At 63.6% G+C, this 25,695-nt stretch carries 22 protein-coding genes; 15 read left to right on the forward strand and 7 right to left on the reverse strand.

Annotated elements, in window-relative coordinates:
* The first annotated feature begins 59 nt into the window (after window positions 1-59).
* From DQG19_RS10485 to DQG19_RS10510, 6 genes are all read left to right on the forward strand, one after another.
* Window positions 60-1,427, forward strand: a complete 1,368-nt coding sequence (locus DQG19_RS10485; RefSeq protein WP_116126209.1) for a trigger factor — start codon at window positions 60-62, stop codon at window positions 1,425-1,427.
* Window positions 1,428-1,492: 65 nt separating this feature from the next.
* Window positions 1,493-2,209, forward strand: coding sequence for a ClpP family protease (locus tag DQG19_RS10490; RefSeq protein WP_116126210.1), 717 nt, complete (start codon window positions 1,493-1,495; stop codon window positions 2,207-2,209).
* 110 nt (window positions 2,210-2,319) lie between these two features.
* Entirely contained in the window at window positions 2,320-3,603 is a 1,284-nt protein-coding gene (gene clpX, locus DQG19_RS10495) for an ATP-dependent Clp protease ATP-binding subunit ClpX (protein WP_116126451.1), read from the forward strand.
* 134 nt (window positions 3,604-3,737) lie between these two features.
* Window positions 3,738-4,391, forward strand: coding sequence for a pyridoxamine 5'-phosphate oxidase (gene pdxH / locus DQG19_RS10500; RefSeq protein ID WP_116126211.1), 654 nt, complete (start codon window positions 3,738-3,740; stop codon window positions 4,389-4,391).
* Window positions 4,392-4,402: 11 nt separating this feature from the next.
* A complete protein-coding gene (locus tag DQG19_RS10505) occupies window positions 4,403-4,774 on the forward strand; it encodes a hypothetical protein (RefSeq protein ID WP_116126212.1) in 372 nt (123 codons plus the stop codon).
* 29 nt (window positions 4,775-4,803) lie between these two features.
* The gene (locus DQG19_RS10510; protein WP_116126213.1) at window positions 4,804-5,265 is read left to right on the forward strand and encodes a hypothetical protein; all 462 of its coding nucleotides are present in this window, start codon (window positions 4,804-4,806) and stop codon (window positions 5,263-5,265) included.
* Here the strand turns inward: DQG19_RS10510 and DQG19_RS10515 are convergent.
* Window positions 5,258-6,520 (reverse strand): MFS transporter, encoded by a 1,263-nt coding sequence (locus tag DQG19_RS10515; protein WP_116126214.1) that lies wholly within the window; start codon window positions 6,518-6,520, stop codon window positions 5,258-5,260. The genes DQG19_RS10510 and DQG19_RS10515 overlap by 8 nt on opposite strands.
* Window positions 6,521-6,586: 66 nt before the next feature.
* Here DQG19_RS10515 and DQG19_RS10520 point away from each other — a divergent pair, with 66 nt between their 5' ends.
* Together DQG19_RS10520 and DQG19_RS10525 are read left to right on the forward strand one after the other, a co-directional pair.
* Window positions 6,587-7,477, forward strand: a complete 891-nt coding sequence (locus DQG19_RS10520; RefSeq protein ID WP_157974443.1) for an alpha/beta fold hydrolase — start codon at window positions 6,587-6,589, stop codon at window positions 7,475-7,477.
* 76 nt (window positions 7,478-7,553) lie between these two features.
* Entirely contained in the window at window positions 7,554-9,086 is a 1,533-nt protein-coding gene (locus DQG19_RS10525; protein WP_116126216.1) for a hydroxymethylglutaryl-CoA synthase family protein, read from the forward strand.
* A gap of 233 nt (window positions 9,087-9,319) precedes the next feature.
* Here the strand turns inward: DQG19_RS10525 and DQG19_RS10530 are convergent, their stop codons facing one another.
* Both DQG19_RS10530 and DQG19_RS10535 read right to left on the reverse strand, forming a co-directional pair.
* Window positions 9,320-9,742: a hypothetical protein gene (locus DQG19_RS10530; RefSeq protein ID WP_116126217.1), complete on the reverse strand. Its 423-nt coding sequence runs from the start codon at window positions 9,740-9,742 to the stop codon at window positions 9,320-9,322.
* On the reverse strand, window positions 9,739-10,014 hold the full coding sequence (locus tag DQG19_RS10535; RefSeq protein WP_116126218.1) for a hypothetical protein: 276 nt from the start codon (window positions 10,012-10,014) through the stop codon (window positions 9,739-9,741). Before DQG19_RS10535 ends, DQG19_RS10530 begins: the two co-directional genes overlap by 4 nt.
* Before the next feature lie 76 nt (window positions 10,015-10,090).
* Here DQG19_RS10535 and pdxA point away from each other — a divergent pair, with 76 nt between their 5' ends.
* Window positions 10,091-11,212, forward strand: a complete 1,122-nt coding sequence (gene pdxA / locus DQG19_RS10540) for a 4-hydroxythreonine-4-phosphate dehydrogenase PdxA (protein WP_116126219.1) — start codon at window positions 10,091-10,093, stop codon at window positions 11,210-11,212.
* Window positions 11,213-11,278: 66 nt separating this feature from the next.
* Entirely contained in the window at window positions 11,279-13,513 is a 2,235-nt protein-coding gene (locus DQG19_RS10545; RefSeq protein WP_116126220.1) for an efflux RND transporter permease subunit, read from the forward strand.
* Window positions 13,514-13,519: 6 nt separating this feature from the next.
* Here DQG19_RS10545 and DQG19_RS10550 read toward each other — a convergent pair whose 3' ends face one another.
* Genes DQG19_RS10550 through DQG19_RS10560 form a run of 3 tightly spaced genes read right to left on the reverse strand, consistent with a single transcriptional unit; the run spans window position 13,520 to window position 18,963 of the window.
* On the reverse strand, window positions 13,520-14,173 hold the full coding sequence (locus DQG19_RS10550; RefSeq protein WP_116126221.1) for a class I SAM-dependent methyltransferase: 654 nt from the start codon (window positions 14,171-14,173) through the stop codon (window positions 13,520-13,522).
* Window positions 14,174-14,224: 51 nt separating this feature from the next.
* Complete coding sequence (dacB, locus tag DQG19_RS10555) at window positions 14,225-15,667, reverse strand: D-alanyl-D-alanine carboxypeptidase/D-alanyl-D-alanine-endopeptidase (RefSeq protein ID WP_116126222.1); 1,443 nt, start codon at window positions 15,665-15,667, stop codon at window positions 14,225-14,227.
* Between the two features lie 41 nt (window positions 15,668-15,708).
* Window positions 15,709-18,963, reverse strand: coding sequence for a proprotein convertase P-domain-containing protein (locus DQG19_RS10560; RefSeq protein ID WP_116126223.1), 3,255 nt, complete (start codon window positions 18,961-18,963; stop codon window positions 15,709-15,711).
* Between the two features lie 115 nt (window positions 18,964-19,078).
* Here DQG19_RS10560 and rpmH point away from each other — a divergent pair, with 115 nt between their 5' ends.
* Together rpmH and dtd are read left to right on the forward strand one after the other, a co-directional pair.
* Window positions 19,079-19,234, forward strand: a complete 156-nt coding sequence (gene rpmH, locus DQG19_RS10565) for a 50S ribosomal protein L34 (protein ID WP_116126224.1) — start codon at window positions 19,079-19,081, stop codon at window positions 19,232-19,234.
* 96 nt (window positions 19,235-19,330) lie between these two features.
* Entirely contained in the window at window positions 19,331-19,783 is a 453-nt protein-coding gene (dtd, locus tag DQG19_RS10570; RefSeq protein WP_116126225.1) for a D-aminoacyl-tRNA deacylase, read from the forward strand.
* Window positions 19,784-19,841: 58 nt separating this feature from the next.
* Here the strand turns inward: dtd and DQG19_RS10575 are convergent, their stop codons facing one another.
* A complete protein-coding gene (locus DQG19_RS10575) occupies window positions 19,842-20,630 on the reverse strand; it encodes a tRNA pseudouridine synthase A (RefSeq protein WP_116126226.1) in 789 nt (262 codons plus the stop codon).
* 42 nt (window positions 20,631-20,672) lie between these two features.
* Here DQG19_RS10575 and DQG19_RS10580 point away from each other — a divergent pair, with 42 nt between their 5' ends.
* The 3 genes from DQG19_RS10580 to DQG19_RS10590 all read left to right on the forward strand — a co-directional run bounded on the left by DQG19_RS10580 (window position 20,673) and on the right by DQG19_RS10590 (window position 25,631).
* Entirely contained in the window at window positions 20,673-22,058 is a 1,386-nt protein-coding gene (locus tag DQG19_RS10580; RefSeq protein ID WP_116126227.1) for an NAD(P)/FAD-dependent oxidoreductase, read from the forward strand.
* The gene (locus tag DQG19_RS10585) at window positions 22,048-23,877 is read left to right on the forward strand and encodes a 4Fe-4S binding protein (protein ID WP_232826492.1); all 1,830 of its coding nucleotides are present in this window, start codon (window positions 22,048-22,050) and stop codon (window positions 23,875-23,877) included. The genes DQG19_RS10580 and DQG19_RS10585 overlap by 11 nt, the downstream gene beginning before the upstream one ends.
* Window positions 23,878-24,713: 836 nt before the next feature.
* Window positions 24,714-25,631 (forward strand): ThuA domain-containing protein, encoded by a 918-nt coding sequence (locus DQG19_RS10590; RefSeq protein WP_116126228.1) that lies wholly within the window; start codon window positions 24,714-24,716, stop codon window positions 25,629-25,631.
* The last annotated feature ends 64 nt before the right edge of the window (window positions 25,632-25,695 follow it).

Below are 25,695 nucleotides of genomic sequence, written 5' to 3' on the forward strand. Positions count from 1 at the left end.
CTTCAGGGCGAATCGGACGGCCTGCCACCCGGTAGGCCTTCTTTATAAAGTATAAGCAAATGGCTGAAGTAACGTACGAGAAGACCGGACCGGTCACGGGTCGCATCCAACTCTTCTTTCCGAAAGAAGAACTGAGCAAGAAACTCAACGAAGAACTTAAGAAAGAGAGCAAGCGCGTCAGCATCAAGGGCTTCCGCAAGGGCAAGACCCCCCTGTCGGCCCTGCGCAAGCTGATGGGCAACCAGGTCTTCGGCCCGCTGCTCGACCGCAGCATCCAGCAGGAGCTCTACACCTACATCGAAGAGAACGACCTCAAACTCATCTTCAGCCCCCTGCCCGACGAAAGTGAGCCCGTCGAGCAGATCAGTGCCGGCAACATCAAGGATCTGCGCCTGGCCTACGACCTCGGCCTGGAGCCCACCTTCGAGCTCCAGTTGCCGGAGCAGTCGTTCACGAAGTACGTCCTCGACACCAACGATGAATTCCTCGACGAGCTCGTCGAGAACCTGCGCAAGCAGCGCGGCGAAACCAAGGAGATCGAGGAAGGCCCCATCGAAGCGGAAGATATCCTCGACGTGACCATCCAGGAAGTGGACGGTGAGCTGACCAACGAAACCAAGCTGTATGTAGACAACCTGCGCGAGGGCGTCAAGGAGCAACTCTCCGGCCAGAACATCGGTACTACCGTTACCGTCGATGACCTCAGCCAGGTAGAAGAGAACGGCAGCGAGAGCCACGTACGCAAGTACCTGCTGGAGCTCGACGAGGAGCAGCAGGATACCGACCTCAGCGGCAAGTCCTTCACTATCACCGTCAACAAGATCAGCCGCCTCGTGCCGGCCGAGCTGAACGAGGAGTTCTATATCCAGTTCGACCCCGAAGGCAACGTCACCAACGAGGAGGAGCTGCGAGAGCGGCTCGCCGAGGAGAATGCCAAGGGCTTCAACGCCCAGGGCGTCTCGATGGCCAACTTCGAGATCCAGCGCGCGCTGGTCGAGGGCAACGACTTCGAACTGCCCATCGACCTCATGCACAAGCTGAGCAAGGACGACCAGGAAAGCAACTTCGAGCTCTTCGAACGGGGCGTCCGGTGGATGCTGATCCGCAACAAGGTCGCCACCGAAAAAGAGATCGAGCTGCAGTACGAGGACGTCCGCGCCGAAGCCCTGGAATCGCTGATGCGGATGCTCGGCGGCCAGCGTCCGGCCTTCCTCAACGACGAGTTCCTGGACAACTACATCCAGAATATGCTCAAGGACGAGAAGCAGCGCGAGGAGCTCAGCAGCAACGCCATGGAGAAGAAGGTCATGGCCGCCATCCGCGAGGACATGAACCTGGTAGAGCAGCCCCTCTCCGTAGAAGAGTTCAACGATACCATCAAGGCGTTCAACGAGGCCAATACCCCGCCGGCCGCCGAGGAGGAGTAGGCGCTTCAACCCTAGCGCCCCCGGTGCCGTTTACGGGGAGAAGAACTCTTAAAAATTAGAACGATATGACTCCCCAAGTCCCCCAGGATGAATTCATGAAGTACGCTACCCGCCACATGGGTATGAGTACGATGCACCTGGAGAAATACGCCCAGTCCATCGGCGGCATGGCGCCGCCGCAGGTCACGGGCTTCTCACCCAACGTTATCGAGGAGCGGCAGATGAACGTAGCCGCCCTGGACGTCTTCAGCCGCCTGATGATGGACCGCATCATCTTCATGGGCGTAGCCGTGACCGACTACGTAGCCAACGTAGTACAAGCCCAGCTGCTCTTCCTCGAATCGGTGGATCCGAAGCGTGACGTGCAGATGTTCATCAACAGCCCCGGCGGCAGCGTGATCGCCGGCATGGGTATGTACGACACCATGCAGTACGTAACCCCCGACGTGGCCACGATCTGTACCGGACTGGCGGCCTCGATGGGCTCCGTCCTGCTCGCCGCCGGCGAAAAGGGCAAGCGCTCCATCCTGCCCCACGCCCGCGTCATGATCCACCAGCCCAGCGGTGGCATGCAGGGTCAGTTCTCCGACATGGAGATCAACTACCGCCTGATCTCGAAGCTGCGTGAGGAGCTGTACACTATCTTGGCCAACCATACGGGCCGCTCCTTCGAGGAGATCGAGAAGGACAGCGACCGCGACAACTGGATGACGGCGACCGAGGCCGTCAGCTACGGCCTGGTCGACGAAGTGCTGAACCGGGAAAAGGCCGAGGACAAGTAACCTCTCCCCTTTTCTCCCTACGACACACCGGGCGGGCCGTACAGACGTAACGTCTTCCGGCCCGCCCGCTTTTTACGCTATACCCACTTATACACACCCCCGACTTCATGATGCGAGGTAAAAAACAAGATTTCCGCTGTTCCTTCTGCGGCCGCGACAAGAGCGACGCCCTGGTGCTGGTCGCCGGGCTGGACGCCCACATCTGCGAGGTTTGCGTCGAACAGGCCCAGGAAATCGTCGCCGAGGAACTCTACGGCGGCCTCAACCCCGAAGCCCAGGACGCACCGCCGAAGGAAGCCAAGGCGGGCAAATTCGAGTTCAAGCTCCCCAAGAATATCATCCCCAGCCAGATCAAAGAGCATCTGGACAAATACGTTATCGGCCAGGACGAGGCCAAGAAGATCCTCTCCGTCGCCGTCTACAACCACTACAAACGCCTCTCCCACCCCTCCACCAGCGACGATGAGGTGCAGATCGAGAAGAGCAATATTCTCCTCGTCGGCCGCACCGGTACCGGCAAGACGCTGCTGGCAAAGACCATCGCCAAACTGCTGCAGGTCCCCTTCGCCATCGTCGACGCCACGGTATTTACCGAAGCCGGCTACGTAGGCGAGGACGTGGAAAGTATCCTCTCCCGCCTCCTGCAGGTCTGCGACTACAACGTGAGCGCCGCCGAGCACGGCATCGTGTACATCGACGAGATGGACAAGGTGGCCCGCAAGAGCGACAACCCCAGTATCACCCGCGACGTAAGCGGCGAGGGCGTACAGCAGGCCATGCTGAAGATGCTCGAGGGTACCGACGTAAACGTACCCCCCCAGGGTGGCCGCAAGCACCCCGAGCAAAAGCTCGTCAAGGTTAATACCCAGAATATCCTCTTCATCTGCGGCGGTGCTTTCGACGGTATCGAAAAGATCATCGCCCGCCGGACCAACACCAAGGTCATCGGCTACGGCAACGCCAACAAGAAGCAGATCCGGGAGGAGGACATGCTCCAGTACATCACACACCGCGACGTGAAGCGCTACGGGATGATCCCCGAGCTGATCGGCCGCCTGCCCATCATCTCCTTCCTGCGCCCCCTCGACCTCGACGCCATGAAGCGCATCCTCGTCGAGCCCCGCAACAGCCTGCTGCGGCAGTACCAGCACCTGTTCCGCCTGGAGGGCATCAACCTTACCTTCAGCGACGACGTGATCGAGTATATCGCCCAGACCGCCCTCGAATACGAGCTCGGCGCACGGGGCCTACGCTCCATCTGCGAAGCCATCATGACGGACGCCATGTTCGATCTACCCGGCCGCAAGGACGTGAAGCACTACACCATCGATACCGTCTACGCCAAGTCCAAGCTGGAAGGCGGCATGCTGGAGGTACTGAAGGCGGCGGCCTAGCCCGTTCCCCCCACCGGTTTTAAGCGGCACAATGAACGTGTCGGCCCCTTCCGCTGTCTCACATGCGGCGCGGGCACCGTTGCTCCGCCGCACCGTACACCCGACCCGCCCCCGCGGCGGCAAACCCCTTCCCTATGGCCATTGACGCACAAGACCTGCGAGTCGACTATCAGGCCGACGTACTCCTCGAAAAGGACGCTCCGGACGCCCCCTTCCCCCTGTTTGACCAGTGGTTCAAGGAGGCCAAGGACAGCGACGACCCCGAACCCAACGCCGTGGTGGTGGCGACCGTCAACGCCGACGGCCACCCCGCCGCCCGTACCGTCCTGCTGAAGGAAGTGACCGACCGCGGCTTCATCTTCTACACCAACTACGACAGCCGCAAGGGCCACGAGATCGACGCCCACCCCCACGTGGCCATGGTGTTCAACTGGCTCGAGCTACAGCGGTCCGTCCGGATCGAGGGCCGCGTCGAGAAGCTCGACGAAGCCGCCTCCACCGAGTACTTCCAGAGCCGGCCCAAGAAGAGCCAGATCGGAGCCTGGACGAGCCCGCAGAGCGACGAGATCCCCGACCGGGAGTTCCTCGATAACCGCAAGGAGGAAATCGAGCAGCGCTTCGCCGATACCGAGGCCCTGCCCAAACCCGCGCACTGGGGCGGCTACGTTGTCATCCCCCACCTCATTGAATTCTGGCAGGGGCGCAGCAGCCGCCTGCACGACCGCCTGGCGTACACGCGCACGGACGCCGACGGCACCGAATGGACGCGCGTCCGCCTCGCTCCCTAACTTTGCCGACTATGCAGACCGACGCCAACTGGCTACAGCTACAGACCGACATCACCCCCTACCACGCCCCGCTCCACGAGGCGGCCACTACCGTTGTGGACGAAAAGGTCAGTAACTATCCCATCTTCGTGGCCTACGCCGGCGAGGACCTGGAGAGCCTGCCCGGTATCTTCGTGCTGGAGGTTCCCACGCCCCGGGCCCTGGTCTGGACCATCAACGTGACCACCCTCGAGGAGCTCGTGGCCCGGCAAGTGATCGACCGGGAAAAGGTCGACCCCTTCCGTAAGGTCTATAAGGAGCACCCCGACGCCTTTTGTTTCCTCATCATCGACGAGGCCGGCGGACGGTTTGGATTCGTAAACCAAAAGATCGGGCAGCTCTAGCCCCGAACCCCGCACCCGCGGCCCCGCCCATGATTTCAGAAGCCACCATTGACCGCACCCTCGACCGCCTGGAAAACGACGGAGCGGAATACGAGGCCCAGATCCGCGACTTCGCGGAGAGCCAGCCGGAGCTGATGGAGTACCTGACCAACGAAGACGTCGAGGCCTTCACCGACGACGAGCGCGACCTGCTGCTCTTCGCGGCCCTCGTCATCTTTCAGGCGGTCGACGACGAGCGATCCGGCCTGAGCGAAGTCAGCGGCGAGGCCATTTCCCAGGCCGAGGAGCGCAACTACGAGATCTTCGCCGCCAGCAAGGCCCCCACCCTGCGCGACTGGCTGACCCCCTTCTTCGAAGCCAGCGACGAGGAAGAGCTGCTGGCCTTCGTGGAGGACCTCACCCTGTCGGAAGACGAAGAAAACGCTATCTCCGCCGAGGCCCGTGAGCCCTTCTTCGTGACCCTGAAGACGGTGATCGACGTACTTACCTGAAGGCGAGCTCCCGCTGCCGGGCCTCCCGCGCCCCGTCGATCGTGAGCAAGTATAACAACCCCACCACGCCCAGGCCCGAAACGGCATAGATGGAGACGGCGTAGCCGAAGTATTCCGCCAACTGGAAGCCCAGGAGGGGCGTGAGGATAAACGCGAGGGAAAAACTGGCCGAGAGCAACCCCAGGTACTCGCCCCGCCGGGCCGGCGGCGCGTGCTTGGCGACGTAGGTACTCGTAAAGGGCATGAAGAGGATCTCCCCGAAAGTGATCAGGAGTATCCAGACAATTAGCAGCGCGTAGCCCGTGAGTACGGCCAGCGGCAGAATGAAGTAGCCCGCCAGGATCAGCACCGTACCGCCCAGCATGACGTAGAGCGGGCGGTAGCGTCGGTCGGCCACGTATACCATGGGCATTTCCACGGCCACGATGGTCACGCCGCTGATGGTGAGCAGCAGGCCGAACTGCCCCTCGGTGTAGCCCTGCTGGGTGAGGTAGACCGGCACCGTACTGAAGATCTGGAAAAAGCAGGTGATGACGCAGGCGTTGGCCAGGACCATGCGGATCAACCAGGGTTGCCGCATCCCGGACCGTGTTTCGGCAAGCGGAGCACCTTCCGGCGGGGTCGCAGGTGCGGTGGATGCCAGGGGCCGCGCCGTCTCGTCGGCCGGAAGCGCCACCAGGAACAGCGCGGCCGCCAGCCAGAAAGTGAGCCCGTCAGCCCAGAACAGGCTTTCGTAGCCGTATACGGCGATAAGCAGGCCACCCAGGGCGGGGCCGATCGAGAAGCCAAGGTTGGCGGCCAGGCGTTGCAAGCCGTAGCACTGGGTGAGGGAATCGGGCGGGGCGTACACCGCGATCGCCGCCCGGTTGGCGGGGCGGAAGGCATCGGCCGTCAGGGAGGTGAGGAAAACCAGAATACACAGCGGCCAGAAGGAAGTAACCTGCCCGATGAGGATGTGCAAGCCCCCGGCAATGATCAGGCTGAAGACCATGATGTGCCAGGAACCGTAGCGGTCGTTGAGCAGGCCCCCGACGTAGTTGCCGACGATGCCGCCGGCGCCGAAGGCCCCCATGACCCAGCCGGCGTCGGTGGCCGAGTAGCCCATGGCGTTGACCAGGTAGACCGACAGGAAGGCGATCACCATGGCACCGCTGCGATTGATCACCATCACCAGGGACAACAGCCATACTTTCCGGGGCAAACCGGAGAAGGACCGGACGTATAACCGGCGGACGCGGGGCAGCAGAGGGATCATGACGCGGGGCTAAGGAGGGAGATAACGACCCGTTCCGTGCACAAGTTCCCGTAATGAATTTTAAGTTTGTCCCTACAAATCGCCCGAACCGCCATGGCCGGCAGGAAAGAAAAGTTCGTCATCGGGAGCATCCGCAGGTTGCTCAACGGTACGGCACGCATGTCGCGCCGCCAGGCCGGTGCATTGGGATACTACCTGCTGAGCAAGCCGCGGCGGGCGGCCGACGAGCCCCTGAGCACCGCCTTTATGGAGCAGGCACAACGCTACACCATCGATGCGGCGGGTACCAAGGTGCAGTGCTTTCACTGGCCGGGCAAGGGGCCGAGCGTGCTGCTCCTGCACGGTTGGGAAAGCCATACGGGACGGTGGTTCGCCTTCTTCGAGCCACTGCGGGCGGCGGGCTATTCCATCTACGCCTTCGACGCGCCCGCCCACGGGAAGAGCGGCGGCAGCCGGTTCAGCGCCCTCATCTACGCCGAGGCCCTGGCCGACTACCTGGGCTACCATGAGTTTGCGCCCGACTACTGGATCGCCCACTCGGCGGGCGGGATGGCCGCGATCCTTTACCTGACCGAGATGGAGGCCCGCTACGTACCCAGCCAGCTGGTGAGTATGGCCGTGCCGGGTGAGCTGGAGCACTTCATCGACAAGTTCTGCGATTTTCTGGGCGTCCACGAAAAGGTGAAAAAGGGGATCGACGATCAGTTCCGGCGGAAACTGGACGTAAGCTATTCCGATATCTCCTTTGTCAACTACGCCCGCAACCTGCAGGTGCCGGGACTGATCATTCACGACGAATGCGACGACCTGGCCCCCATCGCCAGCGCCTACCTGATGCACGAGAACTGGGCGGGGTCGACCCTCATCACCACCCGCGACTGCGGCCACAGCCTCACCGGGGAACTCGTACCCGCCCTCGTACTCGAGTACCTGCGCCACTGCCACGTAACTCCGTAAGGGGGGAAAGCCGCCGCGGGTAAAACCATGCGCCGCCCGCCGCCGTTGGATACGATAGCTACCAACCTATCGCAACATGGCCACCCCTACCGTCGGCATCGACGATTTCTCCGTATACCTTCCCCAGCTTTACCTGCCCATCGAGGAACTGGCCGAGCACCGGAAGCTTCCGTACGAAAAGCTTAAGCACGGTCTCGGCCTGCAGGAGATGGCCCTGGCCGACGCCCGGGAAGACACCGCCACCATGGCCGCCAACGCCGTGCTGGACCTGATGCACAAGAACGACCTGGAGCCCTGCGACCTCGGCCGGCTCTACCTGGGCACCGAAAGCGCCCTCGACGGAGCCAAGCCCACGGCGACCTACGTACTCGACATGCTGACCGACCACTTCGCCGATGCCTACGGGCCGAACTGTTTTCTTCACTGCGACGTGGTGGACCTGACCTTCGCATGCATCGGGGGCGTGGACGCTCTCCAGAACACCCTGGAGTGGGCCGCCGCCAAGGAAGGCCGCGTAGGTATCGTGGTGAGCAGCGACAGCGCCAAGTACGAGATGGCGACCACCGGCGAGTATACCCAGGGAGCCGGCGCGGTAGCCATGCTGGTGCGGCAGGACCCGAAACTACTGGCGATCGATCCGGATTTCGGCGTGGCCACCCGCCCCGCCCACGACTTTTTCAAACCGAAGCGCAAGGTGAGCAAGCGGGAGATCATCCGTGAGGTCATCAACCTACTGCCCGACCTGTCGGCGGAGGATTTCCGGCTCGCCGAGCTCGAGGAAAAGCTGACCCAGGGCCTCACCGTCGACGGTATTCTGGACTGCAACGAGCGGTTCCTGACCATACACAAGGACACCCCGGTCTTCGACGGACCGTACAGTAACGAGGCCTACCAGGCCCGCATCCGCGAAGCCCTGCTGGACTACCGCCGCCGCCACGGGCGCAAGGCCGGCACCCTCGTCAAGGACTACGCCGCCCTGGCCTTCCACCTCCCCTACGCCTACCAGGCGCGGCGGATGTTTTCCGAGATCTACATGGAAGAACTGAAGGCCACCGGGCAGTGGGTGGACTTTACCGAGCGCAATCAGCTGGACGTGCCCTGCGCCGACGACTACAACGACCGCGAGAAGTACCTGACCAAGTGCAGCGAATTCCTGCGGGCCGTCACCAAGACTGACGATTACAAAGACTTCGTGGAGACCCACCTGGCCCCGGGCGACTGGGCCAGCTCGCGGGTCGGCAACCTGTATTCCGGCAGTGTCTTCCTCAGCATGATGGCTATTCTCGAGGCCGGTCTGCGGGGGGATGATCAGTTGGAGGGCCGGGAGATCCTCGTATTTGCCTACGGCAGCGGGTCCAAGGCCAAGGTCTTCGGCGCCACCGTACAGCAGGACTGGAAAGAGAAGGCCGGGGAATTCGATCTGCAGTTGCGCCTCGACAACCGCCAGCGGATCGACTACGCTACCTACGAGCAACTGCACCGCTGCAACCTGCCCGAAAACGTCACGGAACACGGCGAAGGAACGTTCTTCCTGGCCGACGTCCACGATAGCCGCGACGAGACCGAGGGCGTGCGCCACTACGGCTACGCCGCCAGTATCCTGGCATAAAAAAAGCCGGGCTGCCCCGGCTTCGAATAAATTGCAAAAAATAAAATTCCTGAGTCGGAGGCTACAAAAGCCTTCATCAAACGAGAGGCGAGCGCCTACGTATCGCAAATATATGTTCCACGGGGGAGATAGAAAACAGATCGCTTACAAAATTGCGTACTAAATGCTTTTTGTAAGTGTATAAGTGACACAAACCCGGGGATCGCATACCCGTTACGCGGGGACAAAAACCGTTATTCCGGGGACGGCAGCAGCCGTAAACTATCCCTAAACAGACTGTCGCGAAGCAGGCTGTCCTGTTGCAGACTATCGCGAAAGAGGCTGTCGCGCAGTAACGTATCAAAGCGTATTTCGAAGGGAAACAGCGGCCGCAGGGGAAGGGGTCCGGATAGTTCCTGCTGGGGCGGCTCCCCCGGCCGGCCCGGCCGCGGCGGCCGACCGGCGATGCGGCGCATCCGGCGGGCCCGCTCGAGCAGCAGGGAATCCGCGCGGATCACCGCGGCTTCGAGAACATCCCGTTCACAGTTCCGGAGCATGCCTGCCTGTATGGCCGCTACCTGAGCAGCGGCGCGCTCCTCGATGATCTGGGCCGGATCGATCTTTTCCGGCCCGCAAGCGGTCAGCCACAACACCCCGAGAAGCACCGCCCACCTCATTGGCGGGAGATTTGGGGAATGCGCGACCGCAGCCGGGCCTCCTCTTCCAGGCGCCGCTGCACGATGCTGTCGGTAGCAATGGCGACGCGGTCCTCGAACGTGGCCGAGCATAAACTGTCCAGGATCGGACGCAGAGAGTCGATGCGGGCCAGGGCGATCGCGTGGTAGGCGTCGCGTTGCTCGGGGGTCAGCTGAATACGCAGCGGGTCCTCATCGCCGCAGGCAAAGACCAGCAGGAACAGGGAAAGCAGGAGCGGACGGGGTGACTTCACCGGACAAACTTACGGAGGCTTTACCGTTCCCCGCCCGGGGCAGCCTACCTTCGCAACCAAATCAAGCTCCCCCAGCATGGATCCCCTACGCATTGGTATAACGGTCGGCGACGTGAACGGCATCGGGCCCGAAGTGATCGTAAAGGCCCTGCGGCGGCAAGGTATCCCCGACCTGTTCACCCCGATCATTTACGGTGCCGAGGACGTACTGACCCCTTATTTCCCCGAAGACGGCAGCTTTCAGGTCAACGAGATTGCGACCCCCACGGAGGCGGAGGAGGGTGCGGTGAGCCTGATCACCTGCTGGGATGCGCCGGTAGAGCTGACCCCCGGGCAGGCCACCGCCGCAGGCGGCCGCGCCGCGGCCCGGGCCCTGGAGCGGGCCGTCAGCGACCTGAAGGACGGCACGCTGGAGGCGCTGGTGACGGCCCCCATCAACAAGTCGGTGATGCCGCAGGACGACTTCCCCTACCCCGGCCATACGGAGATGCTTACTACCCGCCTAGAGGCCGGGGAAAGTTTGATGTTTCTCGTTACCGACGACCTGCGGGTCGGCGTGGTCACCAATCATATCCCGGTCTCCGAGGTGGCCGGCCAGGTCACCCAGGCCAAGATTCTCGAGAAGCTGAAGATCATGGACGCCAGCCTGCGGGCCGACTTCGGCATCGTGAAGCCCCTCATCGGTGTACTGGCCCTCAATCCCCACGCGGGCGACGAAGGCCGCATCGGCACCGAAGACGAGAAGGTCGTGCGGCCCGCCGTGGAGCAGGCCAAGGAGGAGGGCATCATGGCCCTGGGCCCCTACCCCGCCGACGGCTTTTTCGGCAGCGGCAACTTCCGGAAATTCGACGCCGTGCTGGCGATGTACCACGATCAGGGACTCATCCCGTTCAAGGCACTCAGCTTCGGAAAGGGGGTCAACTTCACCGCCGGCCTGCCCGCCATCCGCACGTCTCCTGACCACGGTACTGCCTACGACCGCGTCGGGCAGGACAGTGCCAGCCCCGATTCCTTCCTGGCCGCCCTCTTCCTCGCCCGGGAAACCCACCAGAACCGCGCGCGCTACCTGGAGGATACCGCCAACCCCCTGGAAAGCCGGATGCACCTGGTGTACAAGCGCAAGGGCCGTTCGGAGAAATCGGAGGGTAAATCCGGCGGCCGATCCGGCGCGAAAGGACGGCGCGGCGGCAAGCGGTAAAGATTCCCCGGCCAGGTCCAACAATCCCGGCGGACCGGGCTTTACTACGGGAACTTACTCCCCTACATGCGCCGCTACCGTCTACCGGTCCTCGTTTTCTTTGCACTCTACGCCGCCCTGGCCGTTTACGGCTGCTTCCGCCTGAACTTCTCCTTCGACTTTCAGCAGTTCTTCCCGCAGGGCGACGAGGATTTGGAGTTCTTTCTGGACTTCATCGAGGAGTTCGAGGGCGACGACAACTTCCTGCTGGTGGCGCTGGAGCGGGAGCCATCGGTCTTCGACAGCAGCTTCCTGGCGCAGGTACAGGACTTTTCCATCGCCGTCCGTGACGTGCCCGGCGTGGAGGCCGCCCAGTCGCTGACTTCCTTCGGCTACCCGATCAAGACGCCCTTTGCGATCACGACGATCCCCGCCATTCACCTGGACGAGCCCGGGCGGTACGCCGCGGACAGCGCCCGGATCATGCAGGACGAGCGCTTCGTGGGCAATCTCATCAACCGCCGCGGCACCGCCCTCGTCACGGTCCTCAAGACCCCCAGCCTGATCACCCTCGATCAGAGCCGCGCCCTCGTTGCCGGACTCGACAGCCTGGTGGCTACCTACGACTTTCCCGCCTACCACTACCTCGGGCCCGCTTACTTTCAGAAGGAGCTGGTGGACGTGCAGATCCGGGAAGTCGCCGTCTCGGCCATCGTATCCGGCCTGCTGGTCACGCTGGTGATGTTCTTCCTGTTCCGCCGCCCCCTCGGCATCGCGGTGGCCCTGGTCAGTATCGCGTTGGGCCTGCTGCTCTTTATGGGCACCCTGGGCGTCCTGGGGCGCGAACTGAACACGATCGCCGCCCTGTATCCGGTACTGATGATCATCGTGGGCACCTCCGACGTGATCCACATCATGTCGAAATACATCGACGAACTGCGCAAGGGGCACCCCAAGGAGGAAGCCATCCGTATTTCGATCAAGGAGATCGGCCTGGCTACCCTGCTGACCTCCCTCACCACGGCCGTGGGCTTCGCTACCCTGCTGACCAGCCGGGTGAATCCCATCCGCGACTTCGGCATCAACGCCGCCATCGGGGTGATGATCGCCTACCTGACGGTGATCCTGTTCACGACCTCGCTGCTGAGCTACCTGTCGGTCGACCAGATCGTCAAGATCGGCCGCCAGCAGGCGTTCTGGGATCGCCTCCTCGAGCGGACCTACCAGTTTACCCAGCGGCGGTCACGGGCGATCCTCGTCGGGGCGCTGGCCACCGTCGCGCTCTGCGCGTACGGCATCTCGCAAATCACCACGAACTACCGCATCGAGTCGACGCTGCCCAACAACCGGAAGGTGACGGAAGACTTCCGCTTCTTCGAGCGGGAGCTGAGCGGGTTTCGCCCCTTCGAGCTGGCGGTAACGACGCGCGACAGCAGCCGCGTCACCGACTTCGACGTACTCACCGAGATCGGCAAGATCGAGGATCACGTCAGGCAATTCCCCTTCGTACAGAGCACCGCCAGCATCACGGCGGTCTACCGCAGCATCAACCAGGCATTCAATAACAACCGGGCCGACGCCTACGTCCTGCCCGCCACCGAGGCCCGCTACCGGCAGTACCGCACGCTGGCCGAGCGGGTACCCGACGTGAACCTCAACCTGCTGGTGAGCCGCGACCGGCAGAAGGCCCGCATCACCAGCCGCCTCGACGACATCGGGGCCGACAGCATCAAGGTCTTCCTGGACAATACCAACGCCTGGATCAACGCCAACGTGGACACTTCCCTGGTCGAGGTGCGCTCCACCGGTACGGGACTGATTATCGACAAAAACGCCGAGTACATCCGCCGCAACCTGCTCCAGGGCCTGGGCCTGGCCATTCTGATCGTCTGTATTCTCATGGCGCTCCTCTTCCGCAGCTGGCGGATGCTTGTGATCAGCCTCATTCCCAACCTCCTGCCGCTCCTCATCGCCGGCGCCATGCTGGGCTACCTCGGGATCGAACTGGAGGCCGGCGTGAGCATCGTCTTTGCCATCATTTTCGGCATCGCCGTCGACGATACCATCCACTTCCTGTCCAAGTACAAGCTCGCGCGCCGCCGCGGCCTGGGCGTCACCGAAGCCATCCACCTGACCTTTCGGGAGACGGGCAAGGCCATTGTCCTGACCTCTGTAGTGCTTTTCTTCGGCTTCCTGGTCATGCTCTTCAGTATCAGCCCGCCGAGCGTGACCATCGGTCTGCTGATCAGCCTTACGCTGGCGAGTGCCCTCGTCAGCGACCTGCTGCTGATCCCCTTGCTCCTGCGCTGGCTGGAGCGGTAGGCGGCGTTATTTCTTCTCCGCCACCATGATGTACTGGTAGTCCAGTTCGGTATTATTGGTAGAGACGATCTCGAAGCCCGCGCGTTCCAGCATGGCCGCCAGGTCGGAAAGGCCAATGCGTTCCGAGGGGTCGGGGCCGAGGGCGGTGTCCTGTTTTTTCCAGTCTACGATGACCACGCGACCACCGGGGCGCAGGGCGGGGATAAGTTTGTGCAGGTAGGCCTCGGGCTCATCGATGAGGTACAGCGTATTGACGAACAGGACGATATCCACCTCCCGGTATTCCAGCATCGGGTCGTCGGGTTTGGCGAGCCGGGGCTGCAGTCGGGGCTGTAGGGAAGCCGGCAGCTCCGTCCGGCGCACGGTATCCAGGTAAGCGATCCAGCGGGGGTCGATCTCCACGGCAATGACGCGGTCCGCTAGGGGGGCCAGGCGGCGGGCGAAGAACCCCTCTCCGGCACCGATATCGGCGATGACCTTCTCTTCGATGTCCCCGAGTACGTCGATCACCACGCCGGGCTTCTGCCAGACGTGCCGCTCGCGGTCCTGTTCCGCCGATCCCGGCCGGACGTACACGTCCTCCGAGGGGGGCCTGGGGCCATCAGATTGCTCGCATGCCGTAATCAGCAAGGCAACAAACAGGAAAAAGGAAACGCGCATGCAATCGATTCTGGCCGCGGGCAAGATACGTTCCGCCCCCCGAACGGCAGGTCACAGGCGCGCCGTGCACAGGTCGCGCATCAGCCCGTAAATGAGGGTGTTGACCTGGCTGCCGCGCAGGGTGTGGTTGTTGACGGCGATGCTGAAGGCCAGCCGCCGGCCATCGGCCCGGTCTACGTAGCCGGCGTAGCACCGCACCGCGTTTATCGTGCCGCTTTTGCCCCGGACCCGTGCTTCGGCTGCCGTGCCGCGCAGGACGTTGCGCATGCTTCCGCTGCGGCCGGCCAGCGGGATACTCTCGATCCACCGCTCGTCGTCCGCCCGCGCTACCAGGAAGGCCGTCAGCATCTCCGGTGGAAAGAAATTACGGGCGTCAAGTCCGCTACCGTCCCGCAGTTGCACCCCGTCGGTGGCGATGCCGTGGCGTTCCAGCCAGTCCTCGATGACCTCCGTTTCGCTCGTCTCCGCCGCGGACCGCCCCGCCCGCTTATTGATCTCCCGCAGCAGGGCCTCGGCGTAAAGGTTGACGCTGCGCATATTCGTCCGGTCCACGATCTCGCTCAGGTAGGGCGAGTAGCGCTCGTCGAGTACCTGCCCGTCGGCGGGGGCTGCGTCGACGGTCCGGTCGGTGCCCGGTACGCCGCTGATCGTCACGCCGGCGGCCCGCAACCGGGTATCCAGCAGCCGGGCCGCTAACAGGGCCGGATCGGGGATCGAGCCACGAATACTGAAGCTGCCCGTCCCCGCCGGGATACTCCCGCGCACGTATTGCTCGTAATTGAAGGGCGCCCCAAATATATACGCCTGGTCGCCGCTACCCCGTGGTCCGCTCACCAGTTCGTTACGGAAAACGATTCCGGGGATCTCCGGATCGGTCCGGAGGATCGGCGGGGTATCCCCCTCCCGCGTGCGCTGGGCGAACGTGAGGGTGTAGCTGTTCTCGTTCAGGTTGAGGCCGTAGGCGCCGGCACCGTAGTAGTTGCCGAGGTCCGACCACGACCATCCGCGGCCGGTACCGTCCGTGCCGTAGTAGCTGCCGTCGCCGATCACCGCGCCGGCGATCCGGGTGATACCGCGCGCCCGGACGGCCGCGGCCCACGCCGCCACCACGTCCTCCAGCTCCTCGGCCCCGTCCATGGACGAACTGCCGAGGGTCGGATCTCCACCACCTACAATGTAGAGGTTACCGCGCAGGGTACCGTCCTCCACCGCCCCCCCGGCGACCAGCCGGGTACGGAAGCGATGATCCGGCCCCAGCACGTCCATGGCCACGCCGGTCGTGATCAGCTTCTGTGTCGACGCGGGGATCAGGGCGTGCCCGGCCCGGTGCCCGGCCAGTTGCCGCCCGTCGCTTACGTCGCGTACATCCACTCCCACCTGGGCGTTGCGCAGCACCTGCTTACCCGCAAAATCGGCCACGACCTGCTGCAGCGCGCGCTGGCCGGCGACCGGCAGGGAAAACAAGAGCAAAAGGGAGAAGAGTCGTAGGCACATAGCTGCAACAGGTTATGGGGCGGGCCCGCGGGTGCCGGGGCTTACCGCAGGAGCAATATTCGTTCGGTCAGGCCTCCGAAGGCGCTGGTTACCCGCAAATAATACACGCCGTCGGGAAAGGCACCCAGCGACAGCTGCTGCCGCCCGCCCCGCAGTTCCGACCAGTCGGCCACTTGCCGCCCCGCGGCGGTGAAGAGGGTAGCATGAAGGGCGGCAGCACCCCGATCGGCGGTCCATTCCAGGGTCAGAAGGTCCTGGGTGGGATTGGGGTAGATAGCCAGGCGGTTGCCGGCCTCGAGTACGTAGGTAGCGTTCACCGTATCACGGCCGATGTCGCGGGCGGGGCCGGGAAAGGTACCGCAGGAGTTACTGGCGACCACCCGCCAGTGGAAGGAGTCGGGCAGGTCGGCGCGCGGCAGGGTCACTTGGCGGCCGGTGGTGGTAATAGTCATCAGCGTATCTGCAAAGTCCCCGGTGGACGCGAGTTGCAGGGCGTACGCGTCGGCAACGCTGGAATACTGCCAGCGAAAATCAATGACATCCTCCGCCACGCGGGCGGGCAGCGGTACGACGGGCGTGGGCAGCGGCAGGACGGTGAGCGTGGTCACGGCCCGCCGTTCGGTGCCGTCATTGGCGAGCGCGACCAGCGAAAGTTCGTGCCGGCCCGTTCCCGCGAGGGTCCAGGCACTGAAGGAGACGTCCAGCATTCGGCTGTCGGCATCGAAGGTGAACGAATAATTATCGAGGGGCAGGTCGTCGGCCTCGACCCGGAGGGATACCGCGTCGGTGTAGTCGGCTCCCAGCCGCAGGCGGGCGCTGCCGCCGGCGTTGGCACAGGCCAGGATGGGACCGCTGATCAGTTCCACGGTGAGGTCACGATTATCCGTCCGGTCCGCGCAGATGCGCAGCCGGAAATCGGTAATGGCCCCACCGTCCGCGGCAGCCTCGTCGGTCACGCGCAGCTGCCAGGTACCCCGGGTAGAGGATTCCGCGAACGCGCTCAGGTCACCGACAGGCTGTACCCGGCGATAGTTTTCGGCATTGCCGTCGAAACACCCCTCGCTGAAGTTCGCTGCCGACAGCTCGGCATCCCCGGCGAACACCACGTATAGGTCGGTCGCGGCACAGGCACCCCCACCGGGGGGATCGATGAGCGTAATGACGGTACCCGCGGGATTGACCAGCTCGACCCGCAGGTCGCCGATAAAGGTGTGCTCGATACCAACAATAACTTCCAGGAAGGCGGGGTCGACGTCCTCGGTCAGGATCACCTCCGCGACCGATTCCCCCGGCTCGACCTCGTTGATCGGCACCGGCAGGCTACCCGAACGCCGCAGGAGGCACGTCCGGTCGGCGGTCGTGAAGGTGCGGGGGGCCGACCAGTCGCCGGAGCCGCAGGCATTACGCGCGCGGACGCGCCAGTAGTAGGTGGTATTGCCCGCCAGGGGGTAGTCGGGGACGTACTCCGTGCCGGGCTGCCCCCGCACGTCCACTACCGGGGCGGCAAAGTCAGGGGCCAGGGCAAACTGCAGGTCGTAATCGGTAGCCCCCTCCAGCGGTGCCCAGCCTAGCTGCAGGAAGGGATCGATGCCCCCGCTGTTGTTTTCCGGCTGCAGCAGGGTGACCGCGGCCGGCACTCCGGCAACAAGCGTGAGGTGGAGCTCCAGTACGTCGCTCAGGTTCCCGCCGGCAGCGGCCAAGCGTACGGTGTAGGTCCCGGCCGCGGCGGACCCGGGGGCCACTTCGACGGTAAAGCTGCTGCCCCCGTCGGCGCGGGCGGGCGCCCGGACGGTAAGACCCGCGTCGTCCACGACGGAGATACGGGTGGAGAGCGGGAAGTCTTCCCCGAGGCGCAAGCGGAATTCGGTGGTGGTGCTGCTGCAGGTAACCCCGCAACCGGATTCGGATACGAGGCGGCCGGCAAGCGCAGCGGCGGCAAGCCCGTCCTGTACCCGCAGCCCGGTCTGGCAGGGATCAAGCCAGTCGCTCAGGCGGCTGTCCGGGGTACCGCCGCCGGTCCAGCTGCGGGCCAGCCAGCCGAAGATGTCCTCGGCTTCGTTGCCGCAGCGGGCGCGGCCGCCGAAGAGTTGCCCGCGGACGCGGGCCGCCGCGTCGAACAGCGGCGCGCCGGAGGAGCCCGTCTCGGTCGACCCGATCGTCCAGGAGGGGACACGCAGGAAGCCCCCGGTCGCGGTTGGTTCCCCGGCCACGTCGGAGATCGTGACCGGCTGATCGGAGAAGGAGATGCGCTTTTCGTCGAGGTTGGGATGATGGACGATGGCCACGCTACCGACGGGCAGCTCGGCTTCGGCCGACCAGCCGGCGAAGTAGGCGTTGGCGCGCGGGTTCACCGGCTCGTCCAGCTCCAGCAACGTCATGTCCGTAGCCGAGGAGGCCGCGAGCACGCGGGCGCCCGTGTTGAAAACATCCAGCCTGCCGTTTCCCGGCCGGCCGCTGGCGTCGCTGCCCGGCGTCCGGCAGCGGTCGTTCTCGTAGTTCCAGTAGGCCACGAGGCTGGCGGCGTCGTCCGCATCGACGCCGCAGTGGTTGGCGGTGAGAAAGAGGGGACGACCGTCCTGATTGGTATTGTTGACCAGGAAGCCGGTACAGCGGTCCACGCCACCTACGGTGTAGGCCGCTACGCTGCGGATCACCTGGCGGTAGGGATCGACCTCCGGGTAGCCGTCGGCGCCGCCGCAGGCCACGTCGAGGTGACAGGGTGCGCTGAGCAGGTCGAGCACTCCTTCGAAGTCGTGATTGACAGAGGAAACCGCCAGGTCGAGCTTGTCCCGCAGCCCCCGGGGCACCTCCACTTCGACCACCAGCTCGTCGCCGGCCAGCACCGGAGACCAGAACTCGGCGTGGTCCGCGTTGTCGTCGGCGGTGAAGGGGCCGTAGCGGGCCTCCGGCGTGGAGAGGTACAGCGCCGCGCCCGCGGGCAGGTGGAAGCGGCGGAATCCCAGGTTGAGGGAGCGGGCCCCCGGGCTGTGAATTCGCAGGTGCCACCGGTCGAGGGTGCCACTGGCGGACCAGGCACCCGCGGTGGCGGGCCGCAGGTCGACGGGTAGGGTCACCGCGAAGGTCTCGGGGCGGCCGGGGCGGCGGTTGATCCGTTCCCGGGCCAGGAGGCTGTCGTTGTTTTGTCGCGGCAGTTCCAGCACGGGGACCTGCGCCAGGGCCGACCGCGAAAGCGAGTGCTGGGCAATAACGCAGGGCAGGGTGAACAGCAACAGGGTAGCGGCGAGGAAAACGCGACGAAACATGCGGAAGGCTTGTAGCCGAAAGGTAAGGCGCATTTGCGGCGGCAATAAATTCAACCCTGCGTTTGTTGGTTAACCGGCAAAGCCTTACCTTTGCCCGACTTTTGCAGAACTTCCGGCCCGGTAACGAGCGCCTACAAATAAATAAAGCATGAAAAGGACTTTCCAACCCTCCAAGCGTAAGCGTGTCAACAAGCACGGATTCCGCTCGCGCATGTCTACCAAGAACGGCCGCAAGTGCCTCGCCCGTCGCCGCGCCAAAGGTCGCTACAAGCTGACCGTCAGCGACGACACCTACAAGAAATAACTGATACCACCGGAGTGACTCCCGGAAGGTTGCAAAATTCAGAGCCCCCCTTGCTTCGCGCATCGGGGGCTTTTTCGCGTTGCCTATCTTCACGGCATGCGAGTATTGATTCAACGCGTAAGCGAAGCCCGGGTACGGGTTGGTGACCGCGTGACCGGCGAGATCGGTCACGGACTGCTCCTCTTCGTCGGTATCGAGGAAGAAGACGGCAAGGAAGACATCGAATGGCTCTCCGGCAAGATCAGCCGGCTGCGCATCTTCAACGACGACGAGGGCAAGATGAACCACAGCGTGACCGACGTCGACGGGGGTATCCTCTGCGTGTCGCAGTTCACCCTCTTCGCCAGCACCCAGAAGGGCAACCGGCCGGGCTTCACGCGTAGTGCCCCGCCCCGGGTGGCCGACCCGATCTACGAACGCTTCGTGGCCTACCTGGGCGCGGTGTCCGGACGAACGGTCGAGACGGGCGAGTTCGGCGCGGACATGCAGGTATCCCTGGTGAACGACGGACCGGTCACAATCTGGATGGACTCCAAGGATCGGGAGTAGGGATTAATGGAGTGAAGGATTGAGGGGGTAAGGGGCTGATGGATGCGTTCAGGGAAGTCTATTGCTTCCCGTCAAACCTACCTTTCAGGCCGTCCACTTTACTGAGAAACAGCCCTTGTGGCGGTGCCTGCCCCACGGAAATGCGCTGGCCGGTTTCCAGCGCGATCTCCAGCTCGTCGGGGGGAAGTTCGCCCTTGCCCACGCGCAGGAGCTGGTAGACCAGGATCCGGATCATGCCCCGCAGGAAGCGATCCGCCACGAACCGGAAGCGGTATCGCCCCTCCCCTTCCGTATGGAGGGTGGCCTCGCGCAGGTCGCAGGTAGTGGTGTTGTGGCGGTCGGGGGTGAGGCAGAAGGCGCGAAAATCGTGCTGCCCGGTCAGGGAGCGGAGGGACATCTCCACCGCCCACGTATCGAAGTCGGGCAGATCGATGAAACTGCTGAAGGGGGCGAGGAAGGGATCTGCCGCAGTGTGCAGGTGGTAATCGTAGGTGCGGGCCGTGGCGTCGTAGCGGACATGGGCGCCGGAATCCACCTCCCAAACGCGGTAGAGAACGATGTCGTCGGGCAGTACCTTGTTCATTATGAAGAGCCAGTCGTCGCGCAGCGCCTCTTCGGTATCGAAGTGGAGGTAGTAGTCGGAGGCGTGGACCCCGGCGTCCGTCCGGCCGCAACCGACCACGCGGACCGGAGCCTGCTCCGCTTCCGGTTGACGGGCATTGCCCCGCACCCGCGTCAGCGCCGCCTCGATAGTGGCCTGTACCGTACGTACCTTACCCGACTGTCGCTGCCAGCCCCGGTAAGCCGTACCGCGGTAGGCGAGTTGAACAAAGTATCTTCGGGACATGCTGTAAGGTAATGCCCAGCTTACGCCCACCAAAAACAGACCATGCACGTAGCCATCATCGGTAACGGAATTGCCGGCATCACCTGCGCCCGCTGGCTTCGGAAGCTCGACGACGGGGTCCGCATTACCGTGATCTCGGACGAGTCCAACTTCTTCTTTTCCCGTACCGCCCTTATGTACGTGTACATGGGTCACCAGCGGTGGGAGGACCTGCAGCCCTACGAGCCCTTCTTTTGGCGAAAGAACCGCATCGACCTCCGGCGGGGGTACGTGGAATCGATCGATCCCGCGGCCGCTACCCTCGCCTTCACCGGCGGCGAGTCGCTGCACTACGATAAGCTGGTGCTGGCCACCGGCAGTCGCTGGAACACCTTCGGGTGGCCGGGGCAGGACCTACGCCGCGTCGGGGGGCTGGTAAGTATTCAGGACCTGGAGGGACTCGAGGAAGTCACTCCCGAGATCAAGCGCGCCGTGGTAGTGGGCGGCGGCCTCATCGGTATCGAACTGGCCGAGATGCTGCATAGCCGCCACATCCCCGTGACCCTGCTGGTCCGCGAGGGTAGCTACTGGAGCAATACCCTGCCGCGGGAAGAGAGCGAGATGGTGAGCCGTCACATCGTGCGGCACGGCATCGGCCTGCGGCACGACACCGAACTGGCCGAGATCCACGGCGACGACACGCGGTCGGCCACGGCGATCACGACAACGGCCGGCGAAAAGATCGCCTGCCAGTACGTAGGCCTGACGGCGGGTGTACGTCCGAGCGTGGACTTCCTGCGGGATACCCCCGGCCTGGAAATCGGCAAGGGAATCCTGGTAGACGAATACCTGCGCACCTCGGCCCCGAACGTCTTTGCCATCGGCGATTGCGCCGAGGTCCGCAATCCCCGCCCGGGCCGCAAGGCCATCGAGGCCGTCTGGTACACCGGCCGCATGATGGGCGAAACGGCCGCCTACACGATCCTGGGCCGCCCGGTAGCCTACGACCCCGGCATCTGGTTCAACTCCGCCAAGTTCATCGACATCGAGTACCAGGTGTACGGTGAGGTGCCCGCCCACGGGCGCGAGGGCCTGGCCACGCTGTACTGGGAGCACCCGGACGGCGAAAAGTCGGTCCGCATCAACTACGAGGAGAACGGTGGGGCGGTCCGGGGCTTCAACCTGATGGGCGTGCGCTACCGGCAGGAGGTCTGCGAGAAGTGGATCCGGGGGGAAGCACACATCGAGTCTGTCCTGCAGACCCTAGGTCTGGCCAACTTCGACCCCGAGTTCTACGCCCAGTACGAGGCGGACATCGTGTCCCTGTACAACCGGCAGACCGGTAGCAACCTGCAGCTGAAACAGAAACGCGGCCTCGACGCTGTACTGCGCTTTTTGAATTTCAAAACCCGCGCCCCGCGCGCCATCTCGACCCCCGATGTCCGATAAACGCACCCACAAGACCGTCCTGCAGTACGTCGGCCTGGGACTGTTCGCGATCAGCCTGGTGATCTTCACCGCGATGCTCGGGCTCGACAACTACCGCTTCGACGCGGAGATGCTGACGGCCCCCTTCGATTCGGAGGTCCACCAGGAAGCCCTGCGGCAGGCCGCCGAAGAAAACGGGCTGTTCGAGCAGACCTACGCGACCACCTTTTCGGGGATGAGCGCGCTGCAGGAGACCTTCCGCGACGCCCAGCGGATCGTCAACGCCGATATCGACGCCAACGGCGTACCCGAGGGCAAGCAACGCTGGGAAGTAGAGCTGCCCGACTGGCAGTTCAAGAGCCAGCGGGTGACCTGGCTCAAGGCGGCGGCTACCGGGCCGGTGGAGCGCAACCCCTGGCTGTGGTTCTGCCTGACCATCGGGCTGGGTACCCTGGGGGGCATCCTGTACATGATACCCAAGTTTCGGGGCCACGCCGGCATCAAGAACGACCACATCTACCACAGCTCACTGACGCGGGGCTTGCACTACGACTGGCGCGACCTCTTCCTGTGGGGGGCGGTGATCGGCATCATCGTCTACGGCTTCTGGTACATGGACAAGCAGTGGTTCTGGCCGGCGGTATCGCTGCTTATTACGGCGGTGATCGTGTGCCTGGTCTTCTTCGTAGAGAAATCACGCGGGCGGAATATCCGCGACGCCGGGCCGGATACACTGAGCGCCTACTTCGGCATCCTGGCGGGGATCTACTTCATGTTCTTCTACGTCCTCCTGTACTGGGCGAACCAACACGTAGTGGCCTGGGTGGAGATGGTCGACCCGCTGAGCCGCATGCTGAGTGGCGGCGAGGCGAGCCAGTGGTTCCTGTACGGACTGATGTACACCCTCATCATCCTGGTGATGGGCGTGCGGATGTTTGCCAAGTACCGCCACAACAAGTACCAGCTGCTGCGGACGGGCTCGGTGATGTTCTTCCAGACGGCCTTCGCCTTCCTAATCCCCGAGATCCTGGTGGCGCTCAACAAGCCGTGGTACGACTTCAAGGACATCTGGCCGCTCAACTACGACTTCTTTTTCGGCTGGCAGCTTGACCAGTTCCAGAGTGCGGGGGCCATCGGCATCTTCATGCTGGTGTGGGGCATCCTGCTCATCATCGTGGGCGTGCCGCTGATGGTCCATTTCCTGGGCAAGCGGTGGTACTGTAGCTGGGTGTGCGGCTGTGGCGGACTGGCCGAAACCATGGGCGACCCCTGGCGGCAGCTCAGCGACAAGAGCCTGCGGGCCTGGAAATTCGAGCGCTGGATCATCCACGGCGTACTGGTGGCGGCCATCGTGATGACGGCGATGACGCTGTACACCTACTTCACCGGGGCGAACGAGATCCTCGGTCTGCAGACGGGCAACGTACAGCAGTGGTACGGCTTCCTGATCGGGGCGGGCTTCGCGGGTGTGGTGGGTACCGGCTTCTACCCGCTCATGGGCAATCGCGTGTGGTGCCGCTTCGGCTGCCCGCTGGCCGCTTACCTGGGCCTGGTCCAGCGCTTCCAGAGCCGCTTCCGCATCACCACCAACGGCGGACAGTGCATCAGCTGCGGCAACTGCTCCACCTACTGCGAGATGGGCATCGACGTGCGCGCCTACGCCCAGAAGGGACAGGATATCGTGCGGGCCAGTTGCGTGGGCTGCGGGGTGTGCGCGGCCGTATGTCCCCGTGGTGTGCTCCGGCTGGAGAACTCCGGGGTGGACGCGGGCTACCGGACGGTGCCGGAGCGGGTGATTCACGTTAGTGAGGAAGAGGGGGTGCGGTTGGTTAACGCTTGATCTGACGTTATGGATCGCACCAGAGGTGATTACCCCGCGCATGGGTTGAGGACCTCCGGTCCGATCGGCACCAAAACCTGGCCGCATGGATCGCACCAGAGGTGCTCAACCCGTGGTTAAATCGCACCGGAGGTGATTAGCTCGTGGCTACCCGGAACACGGGTGGAGGACCTCCGGTCCGATCGGCACCAAAACCTGGCCGCATGGATCGCACCAGAGGTGCTCAACCCGTGGTTGAATCGCACCGGAGGTGATTAGCTCGTGGCTACCCGGAACACGGGTGGAGGACCTCCGGTCCGATCGGCACCAAAACCTGGCCGCATGGATCGCACCAGAGGTGCTCAACCCGTGGTTAAATCGCACCGGAGATGATTAGCTCGTGGCTACCCGGCACACGGGTGGAGGACCTCCGGTCCGATCGATACCAAAACCTTGCCGCATGGATCGCACCAGAGGTGCTCAACCCGTGGTTAAATCGCACCGGAGGTGATTAGCTCGTGGCTACCCGGCACACGGGTGGAGGACCTCCGGTCCGATCGATACCAAGACCTGGCCGCATGGATCGCACCAGAGGTGCTCAACCCGTGGTTAAATCGCACCAGAACTGATTAGCTCGTGGCTACCCGGCACACGGGTGGAGGACCTCCGGTCCGATCGGCACCAAGACCTGGCCGCATGGATCGCACCAGAGGTGCTCAACCCGTGGCGCAAATTTCCCGGCAAGCAGTTACCTTATCACTTCATAGCGCATTTACCATCAACGGACCGGATGCCCCGTCGCGCCGACCGTTCAATCATCGATTGTGCAACGTGTCACTATCCTATTTCCTCTAATCATGGCACTCTCCCTTGCAGCTTCCGCCCAGACCAAGGTGCTCATCGTGGATGGCCAGAACAACCACGTGGTGTGGCCAAAGACCACCATCATGATGAAGCAGTACCTCGAGGATACCGGGCTCTTCACCGTCGATATTGCCCGCAGCGCCTTCACCTGGAACGCACAGGAGGAGGCCGACTATTTGCCGCTGGCCGGGGTGGGCGCTACCGAGAACCTGAATGAGCCCAAGTCCGATCCGGACTTCCGCCCCGACTTCGCGGCCTACGACGTCGTCGTCTCCAATTTCGGGTGGAAGGCAGCCCCCTGGCCCGAAGCAACGCGGGCGGCTTTCGAGCAATACGTGCGCCAGGGTGGCGGCTTCGTTTCTGTCCACGCCGCCGACAACTCCTTTCCCGAGTGGGCGGCGTACAACGAGATGATCGGCCTGGGCGGCTGGGCAGACCGCGACGAAAGCAACGGCCCCTACTTGTACTACGACAACTACGGCAAGCTGGTGCGCGACACCACGCCGGGCCGGGCAGGCATCCACGGTGCCCAGCACGAGTTTCCGATCACCATTCGTGAGAAGGACCACCCCATCACCCGGGGCATGCCCGAAACCTGGATGACCACCTCCGACGAATGCTACGCCATGCTGCGCGGCCCCGCCGAAAACCTGACCGTGCTGGCCACCGGCAAGGACCTGTCCGAGACCGCCCCCACCGACCGCCACGAGCCGATGCTGATGGTGCTTACCTACGGGGACGGGCGGATTTTCCACACTACTCTCGGTCACGATACCGAGTCGATGGAGGGCGTAGGCTTCATTACCTCCTTCCTGCGGGGCGTGGAGTGGGCGGCTACGGGGGAAGTCTCCCAGGAAATCCCCAACGACTTCCCTACCGCCGACGAAGCCACCAGTCGCCCCCACAACTAAAACACGGTTTCCAACCGCGATGTAAAAGGCGGTTTTCAACCGCGGTGTAAAATGCGGTCTCCGA

This window comes from Lewinella sp. IMCC34183, assembly GCF_003390915.1.
Classification (GTDB): Bacteria; Bacteroidota; Bacteroidia; order Chitinophagales; family Saprospiraceae; genus Neolewinella.